The 19,660-nt window shown below is 65.6% G+C and carries 17 protein-coding genes; 7 read left to right on the plus strand and 10 right to left on the minus strand.

Going from position 1 to position 19,660, the window contains the following annotated elements:
* Position 1: 1 nt before the first annotated feature.
* Positions 2–2,002, minus strand: coding sequence for a cytochrome o ubiquinol oxidase subunit I (gene cyoB / locus HH800_RS04060; protein WP_169860258.1), 2,001 nt, complete (start codon positions 2,000–2,002; stop codon positions 2–4).
* A gap of 5 nt (positions 2,003–2,007) precedes the next feature.
* Positions 2,008–3,123, minus strand: a complete 1,116-nt coding sequence (gene cyoA / locus HH800_RS04065; protein WP_026108879.1) for a ubiquinol oxidase subunit II — start codon at positions 3,121–3,123, stop codon at positions 2,008–2,010.
* Positions 3,124–3,310: 187 nt separating this feature from the next.
* Here cyoA and HH800_RS04070 point away from each other — a divergent pair, with 187 nt between their 5' ends.
* Positions 3,311–4,642, plus strand: a complete 1,332-nt coding sequence (locus HH800_RS04070) for an MFS transporter (RefSeq protein WP_010338183.1) — start codon at positions 3,311–3,313, stop codon at positions 4,640–4,642.
* 48 nt (positions 4,643–4,690) lie between these two features.
* Here HH800_RS04070 and HH800_RS04075 read toward each other — a convergent pair whose 3' ends face one another.
* The 4 genes from HH800_RS04075 to HH800_RS04090 all read right to left on the minus strand — a co-directional run bounded on the left by HH800_RS04075 (position 4,691) and on the right by HH800_RS04090 (position 8,405).
* A complete protein-coding gene (locus HH800_RS04075) occupies positions 4,691–5,554 on the minus strand; it encodes a glycosyltransferase (RefSeq protein ID WP_169860259.1) in 864 nt (287 codons plus the stop codon).
* Positions 5,555–5,561: 7 nt separating this feature from the next.
* On the minus strand, positions 5,562–6,833 hold the full coding sequence (locus HH800_RS04080) for an ammonium transporter (RefSeq protein ID WP_169860260.1): 1,272 nt from the start codon (positions 6,831–6,833) through the stop codon (positions 5,562–5,564).
* A 106-nt stretch (positions 6,834–6,939) separates the two neighbouring features.
* Positions 6,940–7,671, minus strand: a complete 732-nt coding sequence (locus tag HH800_RS04085) for a GIN domain-containing protein (protein ID WP_169860261.1) — start codon at positions 7,669–7,671, stop codon at positions 6,940–6,942.
* The gene (locus tag HH800_RS04090; protein WP_169860262.1) at positions 7,623–8,405 is read right to left on the minus strand and encodes a head GIN domain-containing protein; all 783 of its coding nucleotides are present in this window, start codon (positions 8,403–8,405) and stop codon (positions 7,623–7,625) included. Before HH800_RS04090 ends, HH800_RS04085 begins: the two co-directional genes overlap by 49 nt.
* Before the next feature lie 108 nt (positions 8,406–8,513).
* Here HH800_RS04090 and HH800_RS04095 point away from each other — a divergent pair, with 108 nt between their 5' ends.
* Both HH800_RS04095 and HH800_RS04100 read left to right on the plus strand, forming a co-directional pair.
* Positions 8,514–10,112, plus strand: coding sequence for a M28 family metallopeptidase (locus HH800_RS04095; protein WP_169860263.1), 1,599 nt, complete (start codon positions 8,514–8,516; stop codon positions 10,110–10,112).
* 43 nt (positions 10,113–10,155) lie between these two features.
* A complete protein-coding gene (locus HH800_RS04100; protein ID WP_169860264.1) occupies positions 10,156–10,467 on the plus strand; it encodes a hypothetical protein in 312 nt (103 codons plus the stop codon).
* 54 nt (positions 10,468–10,521) lie between these two features.
* On the opposite strand, the gene HH800_RS04105 is transcribed toward HH800_RS04100, so the two are convergent.
* The 3 genes from HH800_RS04105 to HH800_RS04115 form a co-directional block, all read right to left on the minus strand.
* Positions 10,522–11,739 carry a calcium-binding protein gene (locus tag HH800_RS04105; RefSeq protein ID WP_169860265.1) on the minus strand — a complete coding sequence of 406 codons (1,218 nt, stop codon included), beginning with the start codon at positions 11,737–11,739 and terminating at the stop codon, positions 10,522–10,524.
* A gap of 280 nt (positions 11,740–12,019) precedes the next feature.
* Positions 12,020–12,544, minus strand: a complete 525-nt coding sequence (locus tag HH800_RS04110) for a tetratricopeptide repeat protein (protein WP_004207831.1) — start codon at positions 12,542–12,544, stop codon at positions 12,020–12,022.
* A gap of 158 nt (positions 12,545–12,702) precedes the next feature.
* Positions 12,703–13,635: a hypothetical protein gene (locus HH800_RS04115; RefSeq protein ID WP_169860266.1), complete on the minus strand. Its 933-nt coding sequence runs from the start codon at positions 13,633–13,635 to the stop codon at positions 12,703–12,705.
* Between the two features lie 794 nt (positions 13,636–14,429).
* On the opposite strand from HH800_RS04115, the gene HH800_RS04120 reads away from it, so the two are divergent.
* Positions 14,430–14,654, plus strand: a complete 225-nt coding sequence (locus HH800_RS04120) for a hypothetical protein (protein WP_004207829.1) — start codon at positions 14,430–14,432, stop codon at positions 14,652–14,654.
* A 116-nt stretch (positions 14,655–14,770) separates the two neighbouring features.
* Here the strand turns inward: HH800_RS04120 and HH800_RS04125 are convergent, their stop codons facing one another.
* Positions 14,771–16,570, minus strand: a complete 1,800-nt coding sequence (locus tag HH800_RS04125; protein WP_235682015.1) for an FAD-dependent oxidoreductase — start codon at positions 16,568–16,570, stop codon at positions 14,771–14,773.
* A 181-nt stretch (positions 16,571–16,751) separates the two neighbouring features.
* Here HH800_RS04125 and HH800_RS04130 point away from each other — a divergent pair, with 181 nt between their 5' ends.
* The 3 genes from HH800_RS04130 (at position 16,752) to HH800_RS04140 (ending at position 19,384) form a co-directional block, all read left to right on the plus strand.
* Positions 16,752–17,393, plus strand: coding sequence for a glutathione S-transferase family protein (locus HH800_RS04130; RefSeq protein WP_169860268.1), 642 nt, complete (start codon positions 16,752–16,754; stop codon positions 17,391–17,393).
* Positions 17,394–17,976: 583 nt separating this feature from the next.
* Positions 17,977–18,522 carry a hypothetical protein gene (locus HH800_RS04135; protein WP_169860269.1) on the plus strand — a complete coding sequence of 182 codons (546 nt, stop codon included), beginning with the start codon at positions 17,977–17,979 and terminating at the stop codon, positions 18,520–18,522.
* 316 nt (positions 18,523–18,838) lie between these two features.
* Complete coding sequence (locus HH800_RS04140; protein WP_169860270.1) at positions 18,839–19,384, plus strand: hypothetical protein; 546 nt, start codon at positions 18,839–18,841, stop codon at positions 19,382–19,384.
* Positions 19,385–19,660: the final 276 nt, after the last annotated feature.

The raw sequence follows: 19,660 nt of genomic DNA on the forward strand, positions 1-19,660 counted from the left end.
GTCAGACTCCAGCGGCGAGGATTCGCGTGCGCTCTTCCTCGGTGCGCGTCACATCCTCGACGGGGATGTAGAAGTCGCGCTTGTAGTTGAAGGTGTGGCCGATGGCGACCGCGACGATGCCGATGAAGCTGAGGCCCGCGAGCCACCAGATGTACCAGATCAGCGCGAAGCCGCAGAGCGTCGACAGGGCGGCAAGGATGACGCCGGCGCCGGTGCTGCTGGGCATGTGGATCGCCTGATAGCCGGTCAGCGGACGCTGGTAGCCATTCTTCTTCATGTCCGCCCAGCTGTCGGCGTCATAGACGACCGGCGTGAAGGCGAAGTTATACTCCGGCGGGGGCGAGCTGGTCGCCCATTCCAGGGTACGGCCATCCCACGGATCGCCTTCGACCTTCAGTTCGTCGCGCTTCCAGATGGAGATGGCGAACTGGAGGAGCATTGCACCGATGCCGGCCGCGACGATGGCGGCGCCGATCGCGGCAATGACGAAGTAGATCTGCAGCGACGGATCGTCGAACACGCGCATGCGGCGGGTCACGCCCATCAGGCCCATGATGTACAGCGGGGTGAAGGCGAGCCAGAAGCCGACCTGCCAGCACCAGAAGCTGACCTTGCCCCAGAACACGTTCAGCTTGAAGCCGAAGGCCTTGGGCCACCAGTAGTTGATCGCCGCGAACAGGCCGAACAGCACGCCGCCGATGATCACGTTATGGAAGTGCGCGATCAGGAACAGCGAGTTGTGCAGCACGAAGTCGGCCGGCGGAACGGCGAGCAGAACGCCGGTCATGCCGCCGACCGTGAAGGTCAGCATGAAGGCGACGGTCCACATCATCGGCAGCTCGAAACGGATCTTGCCGCGATACATGGTGAAGAGCCAGTTGAAGAGCTTCGCACCCGTCGGGATCGAGATGATCATCGTCGTGATGCCGAAGAAGCTGTTGACGCTGGCGCCCGAGCCCATGGTGAAGAAGTGGTGCAGCCACACGAGGTAGGAGAGCACCATGATGCAGCAGGTCGCGTAGACCATCGAGGTGTAGCCGAACAGGCGCTTGCCCGAGAAGGTCGAGGTGACTTCCGAGAAGACGCCGAACAGCGGCAGGATGAGGATGTAGACTTCCGGGTGACCCCAGATCCAGATCAGGTTCACGTACATCATCGGGTTGCCGCCGAAGTCGTTCGTGAAGAAGTTGGTGCCGGCATAGCGGTCGAGCGACAGCAGGACCAGCGTGGCGGTCAGGATCGGGAAGGAGGCGACGATCAGGATGTTCGCGCAGAGCGAGGTCCAGGTGAACACCGGCATCTTCATGAGGGACATGCCCGGCGCGCGCATCTTCACGATGGTCGCGATCAGGTTGATGCCCGACAATGTCGTGCCGACGCCTGCCACCTGCAGGGCCCAGATATAATAGTCGACACCCGTGGCCGGGCTATAGTCGATCCCCGAGAGCGGCGGATAGGCGAGCCAGCCGGTCTGGGCGAATTCGCCCAGGAACAGCGAGGCCATCACCAGCACCGCGCCGCCCGTGGTCATCCAGAACGAGAAATTGTTCAGGAAGGGGAAGCTGACGTCGCGGGCGCCGATCTGCAGCGGGACGATATAGTTCATCAAACCGGTGATGAACGGCATCGCCACGAAGAAGATCATGATCACGCCGTGGGCGGTGAACACCTGATCATAGTGATGGGCGTTGAGATAGCCTTCCGACCCGTTGAACGCGAGCGCCTGCTGGAGGCGCATCATGATCGCGTCGGCAAAGCCACGCAGGAACATGATGAGACCGAGCACCATATACATGATGCCGATCTTCTTATGGTCCACGCTGGTGAACCATTCCTTCCAGAGATAGCCCCAGAGCTTGAAATAGGTCAGCGCCGCAACGACGGCCGCGCCGCCCAGCACCACCGCGCAGAATGTCGCGACGACGATGGGTTCATGCCATGGGAACGCGTCCCATGTCAGACGACCGAAGATCATCTGTGCTGTTGTGAGTGTACCGGTCATGTCTCTTACCGATGCTGCGCGTGCGCGTCAGCGCCGCTGTGAGAGGAGTGATCGGCCGGGGCCTTTTCGGCACCGGGCGCATCGGGGGCGGTTTCCTTGCCCTCGTTGCGATCGGTCTGGTCGATCACATGGCTGTTGGGGAAGTCGTACTGGAGGCCTTCGGTCTCCTTGGCCGACTCCTTGCCCGCGCCGCCCATCTGGTTGATGTGCATCAGCTCGCCCATGCAACGCTGGCCGGGCTTGGGGCAGAGATTGACGACCGCGTCGAACAGCTTGGCATCGGCGGCCGAGAAATAGGCGACGGGCGCCTTTTCGCTGGGCTTGGCCAGGTTCAGATAGACATTGCGGTCGAGCGACGCATTGCTGGCCTTCACCTTGGCGACCCAGGCGTCGAAGCCGGCCTGGTCCAGCGCCTTGTAGCCGAAGCGCATGTGGGTGAAGCCCGCGCCCGAATAGTTGGCGGAGAAGCCGGTGCCGGTGACCGGCTTGTTGGCGACGGCGTGGAGCTGCGTCTTCATGCCGGGCATCGCGTAGATCTGGCCGGCGAGTTCAGGGATGTAGAAGCTGTTCATCACGGTCGAGGCAGTGATGTCGAAACGGACCGGAACATTGGTCGGCAGCGCCATTTCATTGACGGTGGCGATACCCTGTTCAGGATAGATGAAGAGCCATTTCCAGTCGAGCGCCACGACCTGGACGACCAGCGGCTTGACCTTGGGATCGATCGCGGTCTGCGCGTCGATGCGGTCGAGCGGACGATAGGGGTCCAGCTTGTGGGTGCTCACCCAGGTCAGCGCGCCCAGGCAGATGATGATGAGGAGCGGGGCCGACCAGATCAGCAGCTCCAGCTTGGTGGAATGATCCCAGTCGGGGTCATATTCCTTTTCGACCGCCTTGTTCGCGGCGCGGTAACGCCAGGCGAAATAGACGACCAGTGCCATGACGGGGATGACAATGAGGAGCATCAGCGCGGTCGAGATCAGGATCAGATCGCGCTGCTGCACCGCAATGTCGCCCGACGGGTTCATCACGACCCAGTTGCAGCCCGCCAGCGGCGCCGCAAGGATCGCGGAGGACCAGCGCAGAAGCCGGCTCCAGTTGGGTGAGAGAGGGTGTGACATGGCGCGCGGTTACCGATTCCGCACGCCATGCGATAGTGGGCAATTTGTCCAATTATGTGCGGACGCAAAAGATGTTTCCCATGTGGGATACTGCTTAGACTCTGCGGGTTTTCTGTTATGTTGCCATTCTCTGGCCGTCGGGAGACCCAAAACAGGCACCGTCGGCCCAGCCAGGGAGCGGATGCCTATGACTTCACAGGCCATTGCCTTCACCTCCAGTTCGCTTGAGGATGATGCGCGCAAAATCAATGCACGCGACCACAGCATTGCACCGGGAGACATCTCCATTGGTGTGATCATTGGCCGCACCTCCGAATTTTTCGACTTCTTCGTTTACGCCATTGCTTCGGTTATCGTTTTTCCGAACCTGGTCTTTCCCTACGTCGATGCCCTGACGGGCACGCTCTATTCCTTCGCGATCTTCGCCGTCGCCTTCATCACGCGTCCGATCGGGTCGCTGATCTTCATGGCGATCGACCGGCGCTATGGCCGCGGGACCAAATTGACGGCGGCCCTGTTCCTGCTGGGCGGGTCGACCGCGGCGATCGCCTTTATGCCCGGTTATGCGACGATTGGCCACTATGCCGCTGTCGTTCTGGTGATCCTGCGCGCGGCGCAGGGCATTGCGCTGGGCGGGACATGGGATGGCCTGGCGTCGCTGCTGTCGCTCAACGCGCCGCCGCACCAGCGTGGCTGGTATGCGATGGTGCCGCAGCTCGGCGCGCCGCTGGCGCTGCTGGTGGCGAGCGGTCTGTTCGCCTTCTTCCTGCTGACGCTGTCGGAAGCGGACTTCCTCGACTGGGGTTGGCGCTATCCCTTCTTCGTCGCCTTCGCGATCAACGTCGTGGCGCTGTTCGCCCGGCTGCGCATCGTGGTGACGCATGAGTTCGAGCGTCTGTTCGAGCAGAAGGATCTGGTGCCGTCGCAGGTGCTGCCGACGGTCAAGGCGGAAGGGCGCAACATCATCATCGGTGCGTTCGCGCCGCTGGCGAGCTTTGCCCTGTTCCACATGGTTACGGTGTTTCCGCTCAGCTGGGTGGTGCTGTTCACCGATCAGCCGATCGATCGCTTCCTGGTGATCGAGATGATCGGCGCGTCGGTCGGCCTGCTGGCGATCGTGGTGTCGGGCTTCATCGCCGACCAGATTGGTCGTCGCTCGCTGCTCGGCTGGTCGGCTCTGGGCATCGCGATCTTCGCGGTGGTGGCGCCGCTGCTGCTCAATGGCGGGGATCTGGGCGAGGTCGCCTTCATGATCCTGGGCTTCATGCTGCTGGGCCTGGCGTTCGGCCAGTCGTCGGGCGTGGTCGCCTCCAACTTCGCGACCGAGGCACGCTATACCAGTTCGGCGCTGACGTCGGATCTGGCCTGGCTGGTCGGTGCCGGCTTCGCGCCGCTGCTGGCGCTGCTGCTGTCGGTGAAGTTCGGTCTGGCCGCATCGGGCATCTACCTGCTGTCGGGCGCGGTTGCGACGATGGTGGCGCTCTACGTCAACAAGGAGCTGGCGGCGCGGGATCGCTGATCCTGGCCGACGGCCTTGCAAAATGGGAAGCGTGATCGGCCCGGCCGGTCACGCTTTTTTTGTCGCTGCGACCCGTGCCTTCATCCGGGCGAGGCCCTTGTGGTCGAACCAGCCGATCGGGCCGGGGCGGGGGCGCCAGCGCGGCAGCCAGTCGGGATAGAGGCTGACCAGTTCGCGCGGCAGGCCGGCGGGACCGACCCGGCTCATGATGTCGGAGACGATGCGGTTCTGATAATAGCGGACCGAATAGTTGATCAGCCGCTTGTAGTGCATCCGCCAGGTGAGCGGCCGGGTGAGGCCGACCGGTTCGCAGGCGAAGCCCGCGCCTTCGCAGGCCAGCACCCGCTCCAATTGCCAGTCGGCATCGCTTGCCAGATCGGTATGCGCCCAGGAGGCGACCAGCCCGTCGTCGCCGACCAGATCGTCGGGCAGGCGCAGGCCGCTCGTCCGGATGGCGGCGACGAAGCGGCCGGACAGGGCATAGAGATCGCCGAAGATGCCGCGCTCGATCCGCAGGTTGCGGCGATAGGTTTCCACTTCGCGACCATTGACCGGCATGCCGGCGGCGGCGTTGGCCTGCGGGTGGGCGGCAAGGTCGGCCACCAGCGCGTCGATCGATCCGGGCGCGATCTGGGCATCGCCGTCGAGGAAGATGACGGCATCCTCGGTGCCGGTGAGCAGGTGGTGGACGAAATGGTTCCAGGTGCGCGACTTGCCGCCGGCGGCGATGTCATGGACGATCACATGGGCGCGGCCGGCGGCGGCGGCGCGGGCACGCGCCACGGTGCGGTCGGTGGTGCCGTTCACCAGCACATGGAAGATCGTGTCCGGGCGGTCGAGCGGCAGCGAGCCGAGGCAGCCGGCGATCCGGCGTTCCTCCTGATGGGCGAAGATGGCGACGGCGACGGCCATGGCGGGATCAGCGGAAGTCCCAGCCCTGCTGGCCATGTTCGACGGCGTCCGGGCCATCGGCTTCGGCCTGGGGCGTGGCGCGCAGCGGCACCAGGATCGAGACGATCAGCGCGGCGATGGCGGTGCCGACCAGCGCCCACAGCGCAATCACGACGAGGCCGATCGCCTGGGCGAGCAGGCTGGCGGTGGCGGTGATGCCGGCGTCGAACCCGACCCCGCCGAGCAGCGGCAGGACGAACAGAGGCAGCAACAGCGCGCCGGTCGCGCCGCCCAGGCCATGGACGGCGAAGATATGGGCGGGATCGTTGATCCAGGCGCTGGCGAAACCGGCGCCGATGCGGGCGATGATCGCGGCGGCGAGGCCGATCAGCATCGCCCCGCCGGTGCCGACCAGGGCGGCCGAGGCGGAAATGGCGGCGAGGCCGGCAATGGCGCCGGACAGCAGGCCGGTGGCGCTGGCATGGGCGCCGAGCAGCCGGTCGACCAGCGCCCAGCCGAGGCTGGCGGCGCAGGCGGCGAAGAAGAGGTTGAGGATGGCGGTGGCGGCATCGTCGGTGGCGCCCAGCGCCCAGCCGCCGACCGCACCGGCATAGCCGACCCAGAAGAGCGCACCGCCGGCGATGGCGAGGATATGGGCATGGCCGCCACCCTGGGCATCGCGGGGGCGCCCGGCGACGAGGGCCAGGGCAAGGGCGGAGAAGCCGGCCAGGACATGGACGACCAAGCCGCCGGCAAAGTCCATCGCGCCAAGCTGTGCCAGCCAACCGCCGCCCCACATCCAGTGGGTGATCGGGGCGAAGACCAGCAGCAGCCAGAGCGGCGCGAAGGCGGCGACCCAGCCAAGACGGGCGCGGCCGGCGATCGCGCCGACGGCGATGGCGCCGGCCAGCACGGCAAAGCCCATCTGGAACAGGACGAAGGCGGATTCGGGCACGGTAAGGCCGTCGCGGAGCGGGGCGAGATTGGCGAGCAGCAGATTGCTGCCGCCGCCCAGCCATTCGCTGCCCGGCGCATAGGCAAGGCTGTAGCCGGCAAGACCCCAGCCGAGCAGGATCGTCGCGCCAGCGACCAGCGTCTGGGCCATCGCGGCAAGCCCGTGGCGGACATTGGCGAGCCCCGCATGACGCAGCATCAGGCCCGGCAGTGCGGCAAGCAGCAGCAACAGGGCGCAGGCGATCATCCAGCCGGTGTCGCCGCTGTCGGGCGCCGCCACCTGGGCCGCAGCCGGCTGGGCCAACAACAGGGCGGCAAGGACGGGCAGGGCAAGGGCTGGGCGCATGGAGGAAGGTCCGGTTGGGGTCAGGTCGCCCTGACTAGCGCGGGCAGGGTAAAGACTTCCATAAGCATGGCAATGTTCCGGCGCGGTGATCCCGCCGCCGCGCCGGTCAGAAGCCCTCGGCGCCGCACTGGATGCGGCCGGTGCCTTCATTTTCGACGGTGCAGATCGGCTTGCCGGCAACGCTGACATCGCCCGATCCGGTCGAGCGGATGCTGACCGGGCCGTTGGCGGTCAGGGCGACATTGCCCGAGCCGTCGTTGAGGATCGCGGCCTGGCGCGCGACCAGATGGTCGGCGACGATCGCGCCGGGGCCGCTGATACGCAGATTGGCGACGCCGGCGGTGCCGGCGAGCGTGGTGCGGCCACCGCCGGCGAGCGTGACCTGGAGATTGTCGAGCTGGAGCGAGGCGACGCTGACATCGCCATTGCCGCCCTGGACGATCTCGCCAGTGAGGCCCTTCATCGCGCTGACCGCGACGGCGCCGCCGCCGGTCAGGACGACGCGGTTCACTTCGCCGGTGGAGAGGCGGATGGTCGCGGGGCCGAGACCCTTTTCGCCCGGTTCTGGCCGTTCCATCGAGATGATGGCGAGGCGGCCCGAGACATCGACGCGCAGCCGGTCGAGCGCGCGCTGGTCCCCCTCCGCCCGCGCCGAGACGCCGGTGCCGGTGGTGATGATGACCGTGACCGGGGCGTCGACGCGGATCTGGTCGAAGCTGGTGATGGTATAGCCGCGGGTGGCGGCGCCGGCGGGGGAAGCCCCGGCCAGTGCCGCCGCCGCTGCCAGCATCAGGGGCCGCAATGCGCTTCGCCCGGTCCCATCGTGTTCGTCGTGCATTGCGCCTTGCCCTTCACCTTGACGTCGCCGGTGCCCATGATCTTGATAGCGACCGGACCGTCGGAGGCAAAGTCCATGTCGCCGGTGCCCATGACTTCGGCGGCGGCACGGCCGAGCTTCAGCCCGGCGGCATCGATGTCGCCGGTGCCGGTGATCGACAATTCGCCCTGATCGGCGGTGCCGGCGAGGGTGATGCTGCCCGATCCGGTGATTTCCGCCTTGAGGCTGCCAAGCTTCACCTGGCCGATGTCGAGATCGCCCGAGCCGGTGAGCGAGAGGGCGAGTTCGGTCCCTTCCGCCTTGTCGAGCGTGAAGTCGCCCGAGCCGGTGACGTCGATCGCGCGGATCGCGGGCAGGGTGACATGGATGGTCGCGCCCTTGCCGCCGTCGACCTTGTTCCACATGCCTTCGGACTTGCGGCCGATCTGGAGCGTGTCGGCCTTCACTCGGATGTCGAGCAGGGCGACCGACTTGGGATCGCCATCGGCGGTGACCGAGAATTTGGGGCCGATGGTGACGACGACATTGTCAGGTCCGGTCACGTCGATGCGGCTGAAATCCTTGAGCTCGGCCCAGTTCTGCGGGGTGCTGGCGGCGGCCGGGGAGTCGCCGTTGCCGCCGCCGGACTGATGGTCGTTGCCGCGCGAGCAGGCGCTGGTGGCAAGGCCGATGGCGAGCAGGGTGGCGAGGGTCAGGTGACGGGGCAGGGGCAGGCGCGGCATCATTATCTCCATGCTGTATTATCTTTACAATACACTCTTGCCGTGGCGGTTCCAAGCCCCCTTGTTCGTCGGGCAGGATAAGGCATGATATCTGCAGGATAAAAGAAGGGTATTCGACCGATGCGCAAGCTGTTTTCCGCCCTGCCGCTGGTCGCGATGATGGGAGCGGCGGCCAGCGCCGCGCCGGCTGAGGATGATCTGGCGGCGCGCGGCGCGACATGGTGGCGCCATGTCCAGATATTGGCGGCGGACGACATGCAGGGGCGCGGCACCGGCACGCCGGGCTATGACAAGGCGGCCGACTATGTGATCGGCCAGTTTCAGGCATTGGGGCTGAAACCCGCCGGGGTCGAGGGCTATAAGCAGCCGATCGCCTTTGTCGAGCAGACGGTGCTGTCGGGCGAGAGCAGGGCCAGCCTGGTCGGCGCGCGTGGCGAGACGGCGTTGTCGGTGCCGGGCGACATCATCTTTTCCGGCAGCGGCGGCCCGGTGCCCGGCGCGATCGACGCGCCGATGGTGTTTGCGGGCTATGGCCTGCATCTGCCCGAAGTGGGCCATGACGATTTTGCCGGGCTGGACCTGAAAGGCAAGATCGTGGTGGTCGTTTCGGGCGGGCCGGCGGAGATCAGCGGCGCGCTCAAATCCCATGCCCGATCGGAACGGGGCCATTGGCTGGCGGCGCAGGGGGCGGTCGGCATGATCAGCCTGGTGACGCCGGGGCAGGTCGAGATTCCCTGGGACCGGCGCAAGGCGCTGGCGAGCGCGCCGGCGGTCTATTATGAGGATGTGGCGATGCGTGACACGCAGACGCCCTTCCTCAATGCCCAGTTCGACCCGGCCCGGTCGGCCGACCTGTTCGCCGGCAGCGGCCAGGACTTCGCGGCGATCGCGGCGGCCGCCGACGTGTCGAAGCCGGTCGCTAGCTTCCCGCTGGCGCTGCGGCTCAAGGCGGCGGTCGCGGCCAGGCGGGTGGCCTTGTCCTCGCCCAATCTGGTGGCGGTGATGCCGGGCAGCGACCCCAAGCTGGCCAAGGATTATGTCGTGCTGTCGGCGCATCTGGACGGCTATGGCGTCGGCACGCCGATCAAGGGCGACGCCATCTATAATGGCGCGCTGGACAATGCGTCGGGCGTCGCCAGCCTGATCGAGATCGCCAAGGCGTTGAAGGCGAGCAAGGTGAAGCCGAAACGATCCATCCTGTTCACCATCGTCACCGGCGAGGAAAAGGGCCTGTTGGGATCGCGCTATTTCGCGCGGCGGCCGACCGTGCCGAGCAAGAGCATCGTCGCCGACCTCAATTTCGACATGGCGCTGCCGATCTTCAAGCTGACCAGCGTGACCCCGGTCGGCTATGACCAGAGCAGCCTGGGCCAGGATGCGGCGGCGGTGAGCGAGGCGATGGGCCTGCCGATCACGCCCGATCCCTTCCCCGACCGCAACGTCTTCATCCGGTCCGACCAATATGCCTTCATCCGCGAGGGGATACCGGCGCTGTTCTTCAAATATGGTTTCAAGGCCGGGACGCCGGAAGCGACGGTGGAGAAGGCGTGGCGCGCGAACATCTATCATTCGCCCTTCGACGACGCGAACCAGCCGGTGATGCCGGCCGAGACGGCGAAGCTGAACGATTATGTGACCGCGGTGACGCTGCGGGTCGCCAATGCGGACACGCGGCCGAGCTGGAACAGCGACAGCTTCTTCAAGCGGTTCGTGAAATAGGCGGTTCGTAAAATAGGGCGCAGGGCGAGCGACGGAGACGATCATGAACCAGGCCAGGCGCGTGCTGACCGGATGCGGGCTGGTGGTGGGGGCGGCGGGCTTTTTCCTGCTGGGCATAGGGGTGTCGCAGCGCGCGGCGCATCGGCAGGAGGCGGCGCCTTCTGCCATGTCGTCAGCGGGGCCGGCATCGCCGCCATCGGGCCGACGGATATTCTCTCCCTCGATCGCGGGAGACCCCTATGTCCTGCAGCAATGGAAGGAGGCCGTCGAGAAGATGGCGCGGCGCTGCCGCGAGGCGGGGGAATTTTGCGCCGAAGTCAGGGCGGCCAGGGAACAGATGGACGAAATACGATAATCGATTGGTTATGGATATGGCTTTGCTGGCGGGTGCGCCTTCGCGACGCCGGCTTCATCCAATGACGATGTCGCTGGCGTAAAGCTGGATGCCGACGCTGAACTGAATTTGGGCAATCAGCGTGGCGGGGGCCGCGCCGCTGCCATCGGGATCGAAGAACAGCATCCTGCTGTCCTGCGCATAGAGGAATCGATCATTGGCATCGATTGCCACGCCGTTGGCATTGCTGGAAAAATTGCTGTCGTCCACGCTGGTCAGGCCACCCACGGCGCGGCCGGCCACGACCAGCCGATCCACGCCCTGTTCGAAATCGCGGACGGTATCGCCGCCTTCGGCCAGGTCGCGCCAGACAAAGCGATCCTTGCCGGCGCCGCCGAGCAGGCGATCGGCGCCGAGGCCGCCATAGATCCTGTCATTGCCCGCGCCGCCGGCGACGGCATCGTCCCCGGCGCCTCCGTCCACTATGTCGCGGCCTTCACCGCCATCGAGTTGGTCATTGCCGCTGCCGCCATAGAGCCGGTCGTCGCCCCATTCGCCCCACAGGATATCGGCGCCGTCGTCGCCGAACATTATGTCCGCGTCCGACCCGCCATAGAGTATGTCATCGCCGGCATCGCCATGGATGCGATCATCGCCGTTGCCACCCGAGAGCGTATCGCGATCATCGCCGCCATATAGGCGATCGGCACCGTCGGCGCCGACAATGTCGTCCGCGCCGGCGCCGCCAAGGATGAGATCCGTGCCCGCGCCGCCATCCAGACTGTCGCCGCCGCCCCGGCCGAACAGCACGTCATCGCCGCCATCGCCCCTGAAATCGTCGTGCATGTCGCCGCCGATCAGCCTGTCCCTGCCATCGCCGGCCCGGATGATCGCCTCGCGAGGGCCGAGCAGGACATAATCGTCGCCCGTGCCCAGATAGGCGATCAGCACTTCGATGCCGTGGATCGTGACCAGGGTGCGCGAGGCTGTGCCGTCGCCCGCATCGGCGGTAATGCGTTCGAAATTGGGCAGGATCTTCAGCTTCTGCGTCATTTCGCTGAGGTAGAGATAAGCGAGGTCGGTGCCCTCGCCACCGTCGATCCGGCTGCCGAACACGTCCGAATAGCGGCTGGCAATGCCGAGATGGATGCGGTCTCCACCCGATCCGCCGAGCAGTACGTCCCGGCCGCCGCGGCCATAGAGAATGTCATTGCCGCCGCGCCCGACGATCCGGTCGCGACCGGTGGTGCCGCTCAGAATATTGTTATTCTTGGTTCCGTAGCGATTGGCCATGACGGTCGATCCTTCTCCAGTCCCATATTGGCGCGGGACCGATGACGGGACGGCGGATTTGTGCGCGCGATATTATATCGATCCGCCCGGCTTGGAAAGCATGGCGGCCAATTGCGCAGGGCTTGTCTTATGGTGCTGGCGCGGTCTGGCGCGGCTAGCGCCGGGGCCTGCAATTGCCGACGCGGGCGCCGGTGATCGACATGAGAAATTCCATGTCGCCATCCATGGAGGCGCCCTAGTCGCGACTGGCCCGGCAGGGAATGGTTGCCGGGCCTGCTGGTCAGCCGAGCGCCTTGGTCACGACACCAATGGCCTGATCGATGGCCTGCGCCCGATCGCAGTTGGCGGCGCATTTCCCCTTCTGATATTCCAGCTTTTGGAGCAGGTCGCGCGCTGCATCAGGATTGCCGAGGCGGATTTCGGCCAGCGCCAGGCCCGACATGGCGCCGGGATGGCCGCTGCGTCCATGGGGCAATGCCCGTTCGAAATAGCGCCGTGCGCCTTCGGGATTGTTGAGCGCCAGCGCCGTCACCCCTTTCAGGAAGCGCGCCTCAAGATCGTTCGATCCGCTCATGATCCTGTCCAGCGCCTTGTCGGCCTGGGCATAATGGCCTTGCTGCATCAAATGGCGGACCTGGCCATATTGCGGCGATCGAAAATCCCCATAGACGCCCGAATCGACGTTGTAGAGATTGTCCCAGCTGGGACGGAGCCCTTCGTAAGAGCGGGCCTGATCGGGCGACTGGGCTGTCGCCGGGGCGGCGAGTACGGAAGCGATTACCGGTAGAAGAAACGCGAAACGCATCGGGACACTCCTTCGCTAGACGAAAAGAGGTTATGGTGACAGCAGGGGTCTGTCAATTTTGGTTTCAATTCGGAACTGTTGCCGGCGATCCGGGCCAATTGTTCGATATCCGATGCCTTCTCCAGCCACATGGCTATCGGCTCGACACCGAGCCGTGCTCAGCGCCGGGGCCTGCAATTGCCGACGCGGGTGCCGGTGATCGACATGAGAAATTCTGCGTCGCCGCCCATGGGGCTGCTCAGATCGCGGGCGGGCGCGCTATTGACCTCGAACAGGCGGATGTTGCGTTTTATCTCGACACTGCGCGGGCCGATTGCGCCTTCCAGCTTGCCCTGCATCCGCACCCCCGGCCCGAGCCAGCAGCGCTGATTGCCGTGTATGGCGGCGCCGTCGCCGTCCAGTTTCCATTGCCGGCAATAGCTGGACGTGCCGGGGCCGGCGAAACTGTCGTCCAGCATGGTTTCGATCGTCGCGTCGATCGTGCCGTCGGGGATGCACAGGTTCCAGGTGCGGATCGGCAGGGTGCGGGTGCTGAAATCGCGGATCACGGTCTGGTGCTGGCTGAACGCCCATTGGCCCGCGAGGATCGGGTTGGGGCGGCCGGTGACGATGATCGGCGGCCCCTTTGGCGGGGCGGGCGGCTGGTCGGGCGGGGCCGGGGACGGGGCGGCTGGAGGCGGGCCGGCCATGGCGGCGACGGTGGCGGGCGGGGGCGGGGGCAGGGGCGCAGGCACTGGCACGACCTCATCCTCGAAACTGGCGATCTTGGCGTTTATGCAGGCCTTGCCACCGGCCGGGTCGCTGACGCCTTCGCGCACGCAGGCGCTGAGCATCGCGCACATGATCCGGTCGATCCGGGCGTCGCCGCTGGAACGGGTGATGACGCATTGGCGCAGGTCGGTGCCCAAGGCGGCATAATCGATCTTCACCTGGCGCATCTTGCGGGCGATGACGACGATCTCATTGTCGGCGGGGGAGGCGGCGGCCGGTGCGGGCGGATGGTCCTGCGACCGGGCCGGGATGGCCGCCAGCAGGGCGAGCGACAGGCCGCAGCGCAGCGAGAATGAGGGGAATGCCCAATGCCCTGCCATGAACCCTCCCGCCATGGGGCGTCACGCGTGCGCGCGCCATGGCGAAGCATAGGCGAAAAGCCGGGGCGCGGCCAGAGGGGCCGGCATTGCGGCTGTATCGCGGAGAGGGCGTGGCGAGGGGGCTGCGAACTGGGGTGGGGTGGTAGCTTTGGGTGGGTTTGAGACGGTCAGGTTTGCGCTGATTCAGGCGGTTAGCTGACGCTATTTCAAATTCGCTACGGAAGAGAGGAATGCTTGCCGCTCTGCATGCTTCTTTAAGCGCCGCCAACGCAGAATAAATCCCACTACGCCAAATGGAACGCACCATAACAAAGCGATGCCCATGTGCGAAAATATCTCATCTGCGCGGTCAGGATGGTCATTTATCTCAATTCCGTCTGCGAGGATCGCTAAAGCGGACATGACAACCCACAGCACGAAGAACACTCGTTCATGGATTGCAGACGGGACTGATTGGTGAGACGGGTAACGCTGCATTAGGTCATGGTGCCATCGCCCCAAAATGTCCGCAATCGAGAAAGGTTGATCGCGGCTACAACGGCGAACAATGGTCGAAACCTGCCAATCTCCATGGGCGTCATCCCGGATCAAGTGCGGGATGACGGAACGGCGAGGGCAGCTTTTCTGAGCGGCGATCGACCAAACCGATGACAGTGCATGGCCGGAGCCTGTCCGGGGCGGGCATAATGTCCCATGGTCATCCCCCTGTTCCCGACATAGGAGGGGGCGTTCGATTGCCGTCGCGGCAATCGTGATGAACATGGTTTCTTGTTGGCCGGGATGTGTTCAAGATCATGGACTGGTTTCCTGTTGTTTTCATCCTGTTCAAGGTCGTCGTGCTGGGGGCGGGCATGTTCTTTGCCGTCCGATGGCATTATGAGCAGGACAGGAAGGCGCAGAAGGGGGCGGTGCTGAGCGCGGTCGGCAAGATCAGCCTGGCCCTGCTGCTGGCGCTGGTGGGCCTCCTGTCCCTCACCTTCATGCTGGCGCGGATGCTGGGCATGGATATGGCCCTGTGATTTTGGTGCTGTGATTTTGGTGCTGTGATTGTGGTCCGCATCGTGCGTCGCGCGTTCGGATCATCGTTGCGCTGACGGGCGGCCTGTGCCGGATGGGCGCCTGTTCCGGAGGGGTGTCAGCCGCGCAGACGGTCGAGGCGATGCTTCAGCTTCCTCTGCAGCAATTCCCAGTTGGTCACGCCCTGGATTACGCCGCCATTGGCGACGATCATCTGTTGCAGCCGATAGGTGTCGACATCCTGGATATCGACCCGGTCGCGGTTGATCACGGCCAGGGCGGCGGCGGTGCCGGCCGCTTCGCCCAGCGCCATCGAGGTCGGCTCCATGCGGATGGTGGAAAAGGCCTGGTGGGTCGCCGCGACGCAGAAGGGCACCATGAGGTTGGTGCACTGGTCGCGATGCGGCACCATCAGTTCGAAGGGCAGCGGCGAGCGTTGATATTTGCCGCCGGCGGGCAGCATGAAATGGCCTTCATTGACGATGCCCCATTGCCCCCGTTCGTCCCGGACCGCGATGCGGCTGGCGGCGTGGCTGTCCTGCCAGTAGGAGGCCATGGCGACGATCGAGGGGAGGCGCGGGGGCACGCCATCAATATCCGACACGTCCCGGCCCGACCAGGCAAGGCCATTGTCCAGCCGGCGCGCCTCGCGCACATAGAGCTGGGGCGACCAGCCGGGCGTGTCGGCGGGATGGCAATCGGTGTGGCGGCCGCGCACCAGGCCCCAGTTGCGCACATCGCGTTGCAGCCCGGCGGGAATGCGAGGATCGCGGCCATGGGCCATGGCATGGAACCAGCCGCGAATATAATTTTCATGCGCCTTCCATATGCGTTCGCGCGCATCATAGTCGGCCGCCGGATAGGCGCGGTTGAGGCCGACCGCGTCGAGCGACATGGTGCCGCGATTGTTGATGTCGTAGATGCCCGGCGCGACCTCGTCCGCCTTCACCAGATCGCGGGCGAAATGCCAGTCCCGGCCATAGACCTGGCCGGCGCGCCGGCGCCGGTCGAAATCGCGAAACAGCAGTTCATAGTCGGCCTCGCGATAGCCATCGGGCGCGGTGGCAGGCAGGTCGAGCCGCAGTTCGGGCCGATCGGTCATGGTCAGGCGGAAGCAATAGGCCTGCACGCCATCGTCGGCAGCGCCGACCGGCCGGTTCGGCGCGGGATCGACCCCGGCGATCAGACGGCCCGACGGCTGGTCGAAGAAAGGGTCGATCGGCAGGATATTGTCCTTCTGCGGCGGATCGGTCCGGGTCAGCAGCTCATAGCGTGACCCGCGATAGCCATTATAGGGATTGGCCCGGTCGGCGGCTTCGCGCCCGACCCTGGTGCTGATGCCGGCGCGGGCCATCAGGTCGCCTTCATAGGAGGCGTCGATGAAGATGCGGCCATGGGCGCGAACGCCCGAGCGGGTGATGATCTCGCGGATGGCGCGATCGGTCCGGTCGACGGTCTCGACCCCGTCCGACCAGAGGACCGGCACCCCGGCGGCGTCGAGCAGGTCGCGGAAATAGGGGGCGGCAACGGCCGGGTCGAAGGCGTAGCGATTGCCCGGCATGCCGCCGGACGCCGCCAGCGCGGCCATGGTGGTGCGGGCATAGCCGCCGACCGCATCGATATCGCGTATGTCGGTCCAGCTGAGCCCGCCGGCCAGCATGCCGCCGGGCTGGATTTCGCGCCAGCCGCCGATCAGCACCGCCGACGCGCCCAGATTGGCGGCGCTGACCGCAGCGATGACGCCGGCGGGGGTGGCGCCATAGACGACGACATCGGCATCGGCCCAGGCTTCCCCGGCAAGCGCGGTGCGGCGCGGATGGATGAGGGCGGCCGGCTTGCCGCTGGCCTGATGGCAGCTGACCAGGCCGGCTGCACCCGCCGCGCCCGCCATCGTCGCCAGAAACGCGCGTCTGTCCATGACCGCCCCCATCCCGGATTGCCCCTGCAAAGGCTTTCCGATTTGCGGGGGCGTGGAAATTCCGGTCGAACACCTAATGGATTGCGCGGTCAGGGCCGGGCAGGACAGAAGTGAACAGTTGCAATATGCGACTGGTCTGGCAGGATCGGTGCTCCACCACCAGAAAAATAGGAGTGGGTGCATGATCATCTATGGCGCGCGACCGTCGCCCTTTGTGCGCAAGGTCATTGTCTTTGCAGCGGAAAAGGGGATCGCGGTCGAGGTGCGGCCGGCCGGATTCGGCAAGGGCGGCGCAGAGTTCGAGCGGGCGTCCCCCTTCGGTAAGATCCCGGCCCTGGTCGACGGCGATTTCGCGATCAGCGATTCGACCGCGATCATAACCTATATGGACGCGCTGTATCCCGAGCCGAACCTGATCCCGACCGAGGCGAAGGCGCGGGCGCGGACGATATGGTATGAGGAATTTGCCGACACCATCGCCCAGCCGGTGGGTGTCGACATCTTCTTCAACCGGGTGGTCGGCAAGCTGCTCGACATGCCGCATGACCCGGCCCGTGCCGACCGGGCGGAGGCGGAGAAGATGCCGGGCATCTATGATTATCTGGAGGCGGTTCTGCCCGATAGCGGCTGGCTGGTGGAGGATCGCTTCACTTTGGCCGACATTGCCGTCGCCTGTCCGCTGATCAATGTCTGCTATTGCAGCAACGGGCTGAAGGACGGCCGCTGGCCCAGGGTGAAGGCCTGGCTCGACGGATTGCGGGCGCGGCCGAGCTTTGCCGGGGCGATGGCGCAGGAGGCGCGGATGCTGGGCAAGGCTGTATAACCCATATGGAACATTCTGCTTGACATCGTCACGCTGATCGGGCAGATAAGAGGAAAGTCGATAATTGCGACTCGCTGGCCTCGGTCGGTGGTGGCGCTATGGGTCGGCTGGGTTGTGGACGGCCGGGTTTTCGAGGGCGGCTTTTGGGGCTGTGCCTTGGGGCTGTGCCTTGGGGCTGTGCCTTGGGGCTGTGCCTTGGGGCTGTGCCTTGGGGCTGTGCCTTGGGGCTGTGCCTTGGGGCTGTGCCTTGGGGCTGTGCCTTGGGGCTGTGCCTTGGGGCTGTGCCTTCCAGGTCGGGATTTGCAGTCGGTCCTTGAGGGCTGGTGCGTGACGGTGCGGGGCTTTTGGGATGCCGGCGCCGCGATGCGATGCTGACAGATATTGCCTTCAGGTGAGGCGAAAGGGGCTGGTCCGATTGGGCCGGCCCCTTTTGCGTTGGGCGAGCGTGCGGGGCTGAAGCTGGCGGGGCGGTGTGCGGGGGAGCTATTGCACGGCGCGGTGGCGCGGGGCTGCTGCCGATGGCGGCGTGCGGCGCGAGGTCGCGCGGCGGGGCGATGGTTCGGGACAATCGGGGGAGAGGGTGATGGCGGCGCGAAAGGGGACGGCTGGACGGCCGGAGCGCGTGGCGCAGCGGCAGGCGGCGGGCGAGGGGGTGCGGACGCAATTGCGACAGGTGCGCAGGGATGGCTGGGCGCAGGGCGATCGTGCCCTGTTCCTGGCGGAGCTGGCCGAGACCTGCAATGTCAGCGAGGCGGCGCGGACCGTGGGAAAGAGCCGGCAGGCGGCCTATGGGCTGAAGCAGCGCGACGCGGAGTTCGCGCGCGACTGGGATGCGGCGATCGAGCAGGGCTATGGCGAGATCGAGGCAATGCTGATCCGGCTGGCGCTGCATGGCTGCGAGAGCGAGGAAATCATCGAGGATGGCGAGGGCGCGGTGAAGACCCGCAAGGTCAAGCGCGCGCCCAATCCGTCGCTGGGGCTGCAATTGCTGAAGCTGCATGCCGCCCAGGTCGCGGCGCGCCGGGCGGCGCGGGGCGATGCGACCGGACCGGGCAGTCCCGCAGCGATCGCCAGTGTCGAGCGGGTGCTGGCAGAGATACGCCGGCGCCGCGCGGCGGCGGGGACGTGAGGGGGAGGCTGCGTGGGTTGCAGAGGCGGGGCGGGGCGCTAGAGCAGTCGATCCGGTTGCGTCGGCTCGACTGCCCTATGCTCCTGTTTCGACGCGTTTTCGGAGTCATCAGGTGATTCCACCTGACTGGAAAATGCTCTAATGTTCCCCCATGGGCGATCAGGCGATGCTGACGAAAATCAATAGGTTGATGTTGGCGGACGCATTTGCGCCGGCGCATCGCTCCATGGCGCTGTCGGCCGGGGAGGCAGTGGTTCGGGCGCTGACAAGTCGACAATGGACGGAGCGATTTGCGGTCCAGGCTGAAGGACAGGGCGTGCTGATTCCGGCACGCCTCTATTTCGCGACTGACCGGCTGCGATTGAGCAAGGACGATCCGGCCTGGGGTTACGCGCGCGCGTTGCAGACGCGCAGCAGCGATGGCTTCCTGCGCCAGGCCGCTGCGCGCGATCTGATCGGCGATTTTCAGCCCTGGGCTACCCCGTTCATCGTCGCGCTGATCGGCGAGTATATCGTGGAGATACTGGAAGACATAGCGGCCGGTCTCACGCCGGAAATGACGTTGGCGCTGGCCGCTTTTATTGCTGAAAATCCAGCCTATTGGCGGACCACGAAGCGCCGCGTGATGAGCTATTGGGACGCATATTATCGACATGGTGGCTATGACATGCCGGTCACGCATGTGACCCTGATGGAAGAGGCAAGCTGTTGGAGCCGGGTGAAGCGCCACATGCTGCGCTATTGGAATGTCGGCCATCGACATGATCGCGGCAATGTGATGCACCGCAGCTATCGACGGGACGAATATATCGGTTTCAAGCTGATCGATCGCCTCGACCTGGCCGTGACTGGCCAGGCCTGACGAAGGAGGCGATTGGCGTTCTGGCGGTGAGGCCCTCTGCGGGCTTTCGTGAGGAGAATGAAGCGCCCCGGCGCAAGCCTGTCCCGAGCGTCCTATCGGAACGCCTGGCGCCATTTGATCCCGCGAGCGACGGTCAGGGGTGGGTAGGGGGCTGACCGACAATCCTCCCCAAGCTTGCTTGGGGAGGGGGACCGCCGAAGGCGGTGGAGGGGCAAGTAGATGAGGTCGCGCCATTGCCCCTCCGTCAGCGCTTCGCGCTGCCACCTCCCCAAGACA

It is taken from the genome of Sphingobium yanoikuyae (assembly GCF_013001025.1).
Taxonomy (GTDB): domain Bacteria; phylum Pseudomonadota; class Alphaproteobacteria; order Sphingomonadales; family Sphingomonadaceae; genus Sphingobium; species Sphingobium yanoikuyae_A.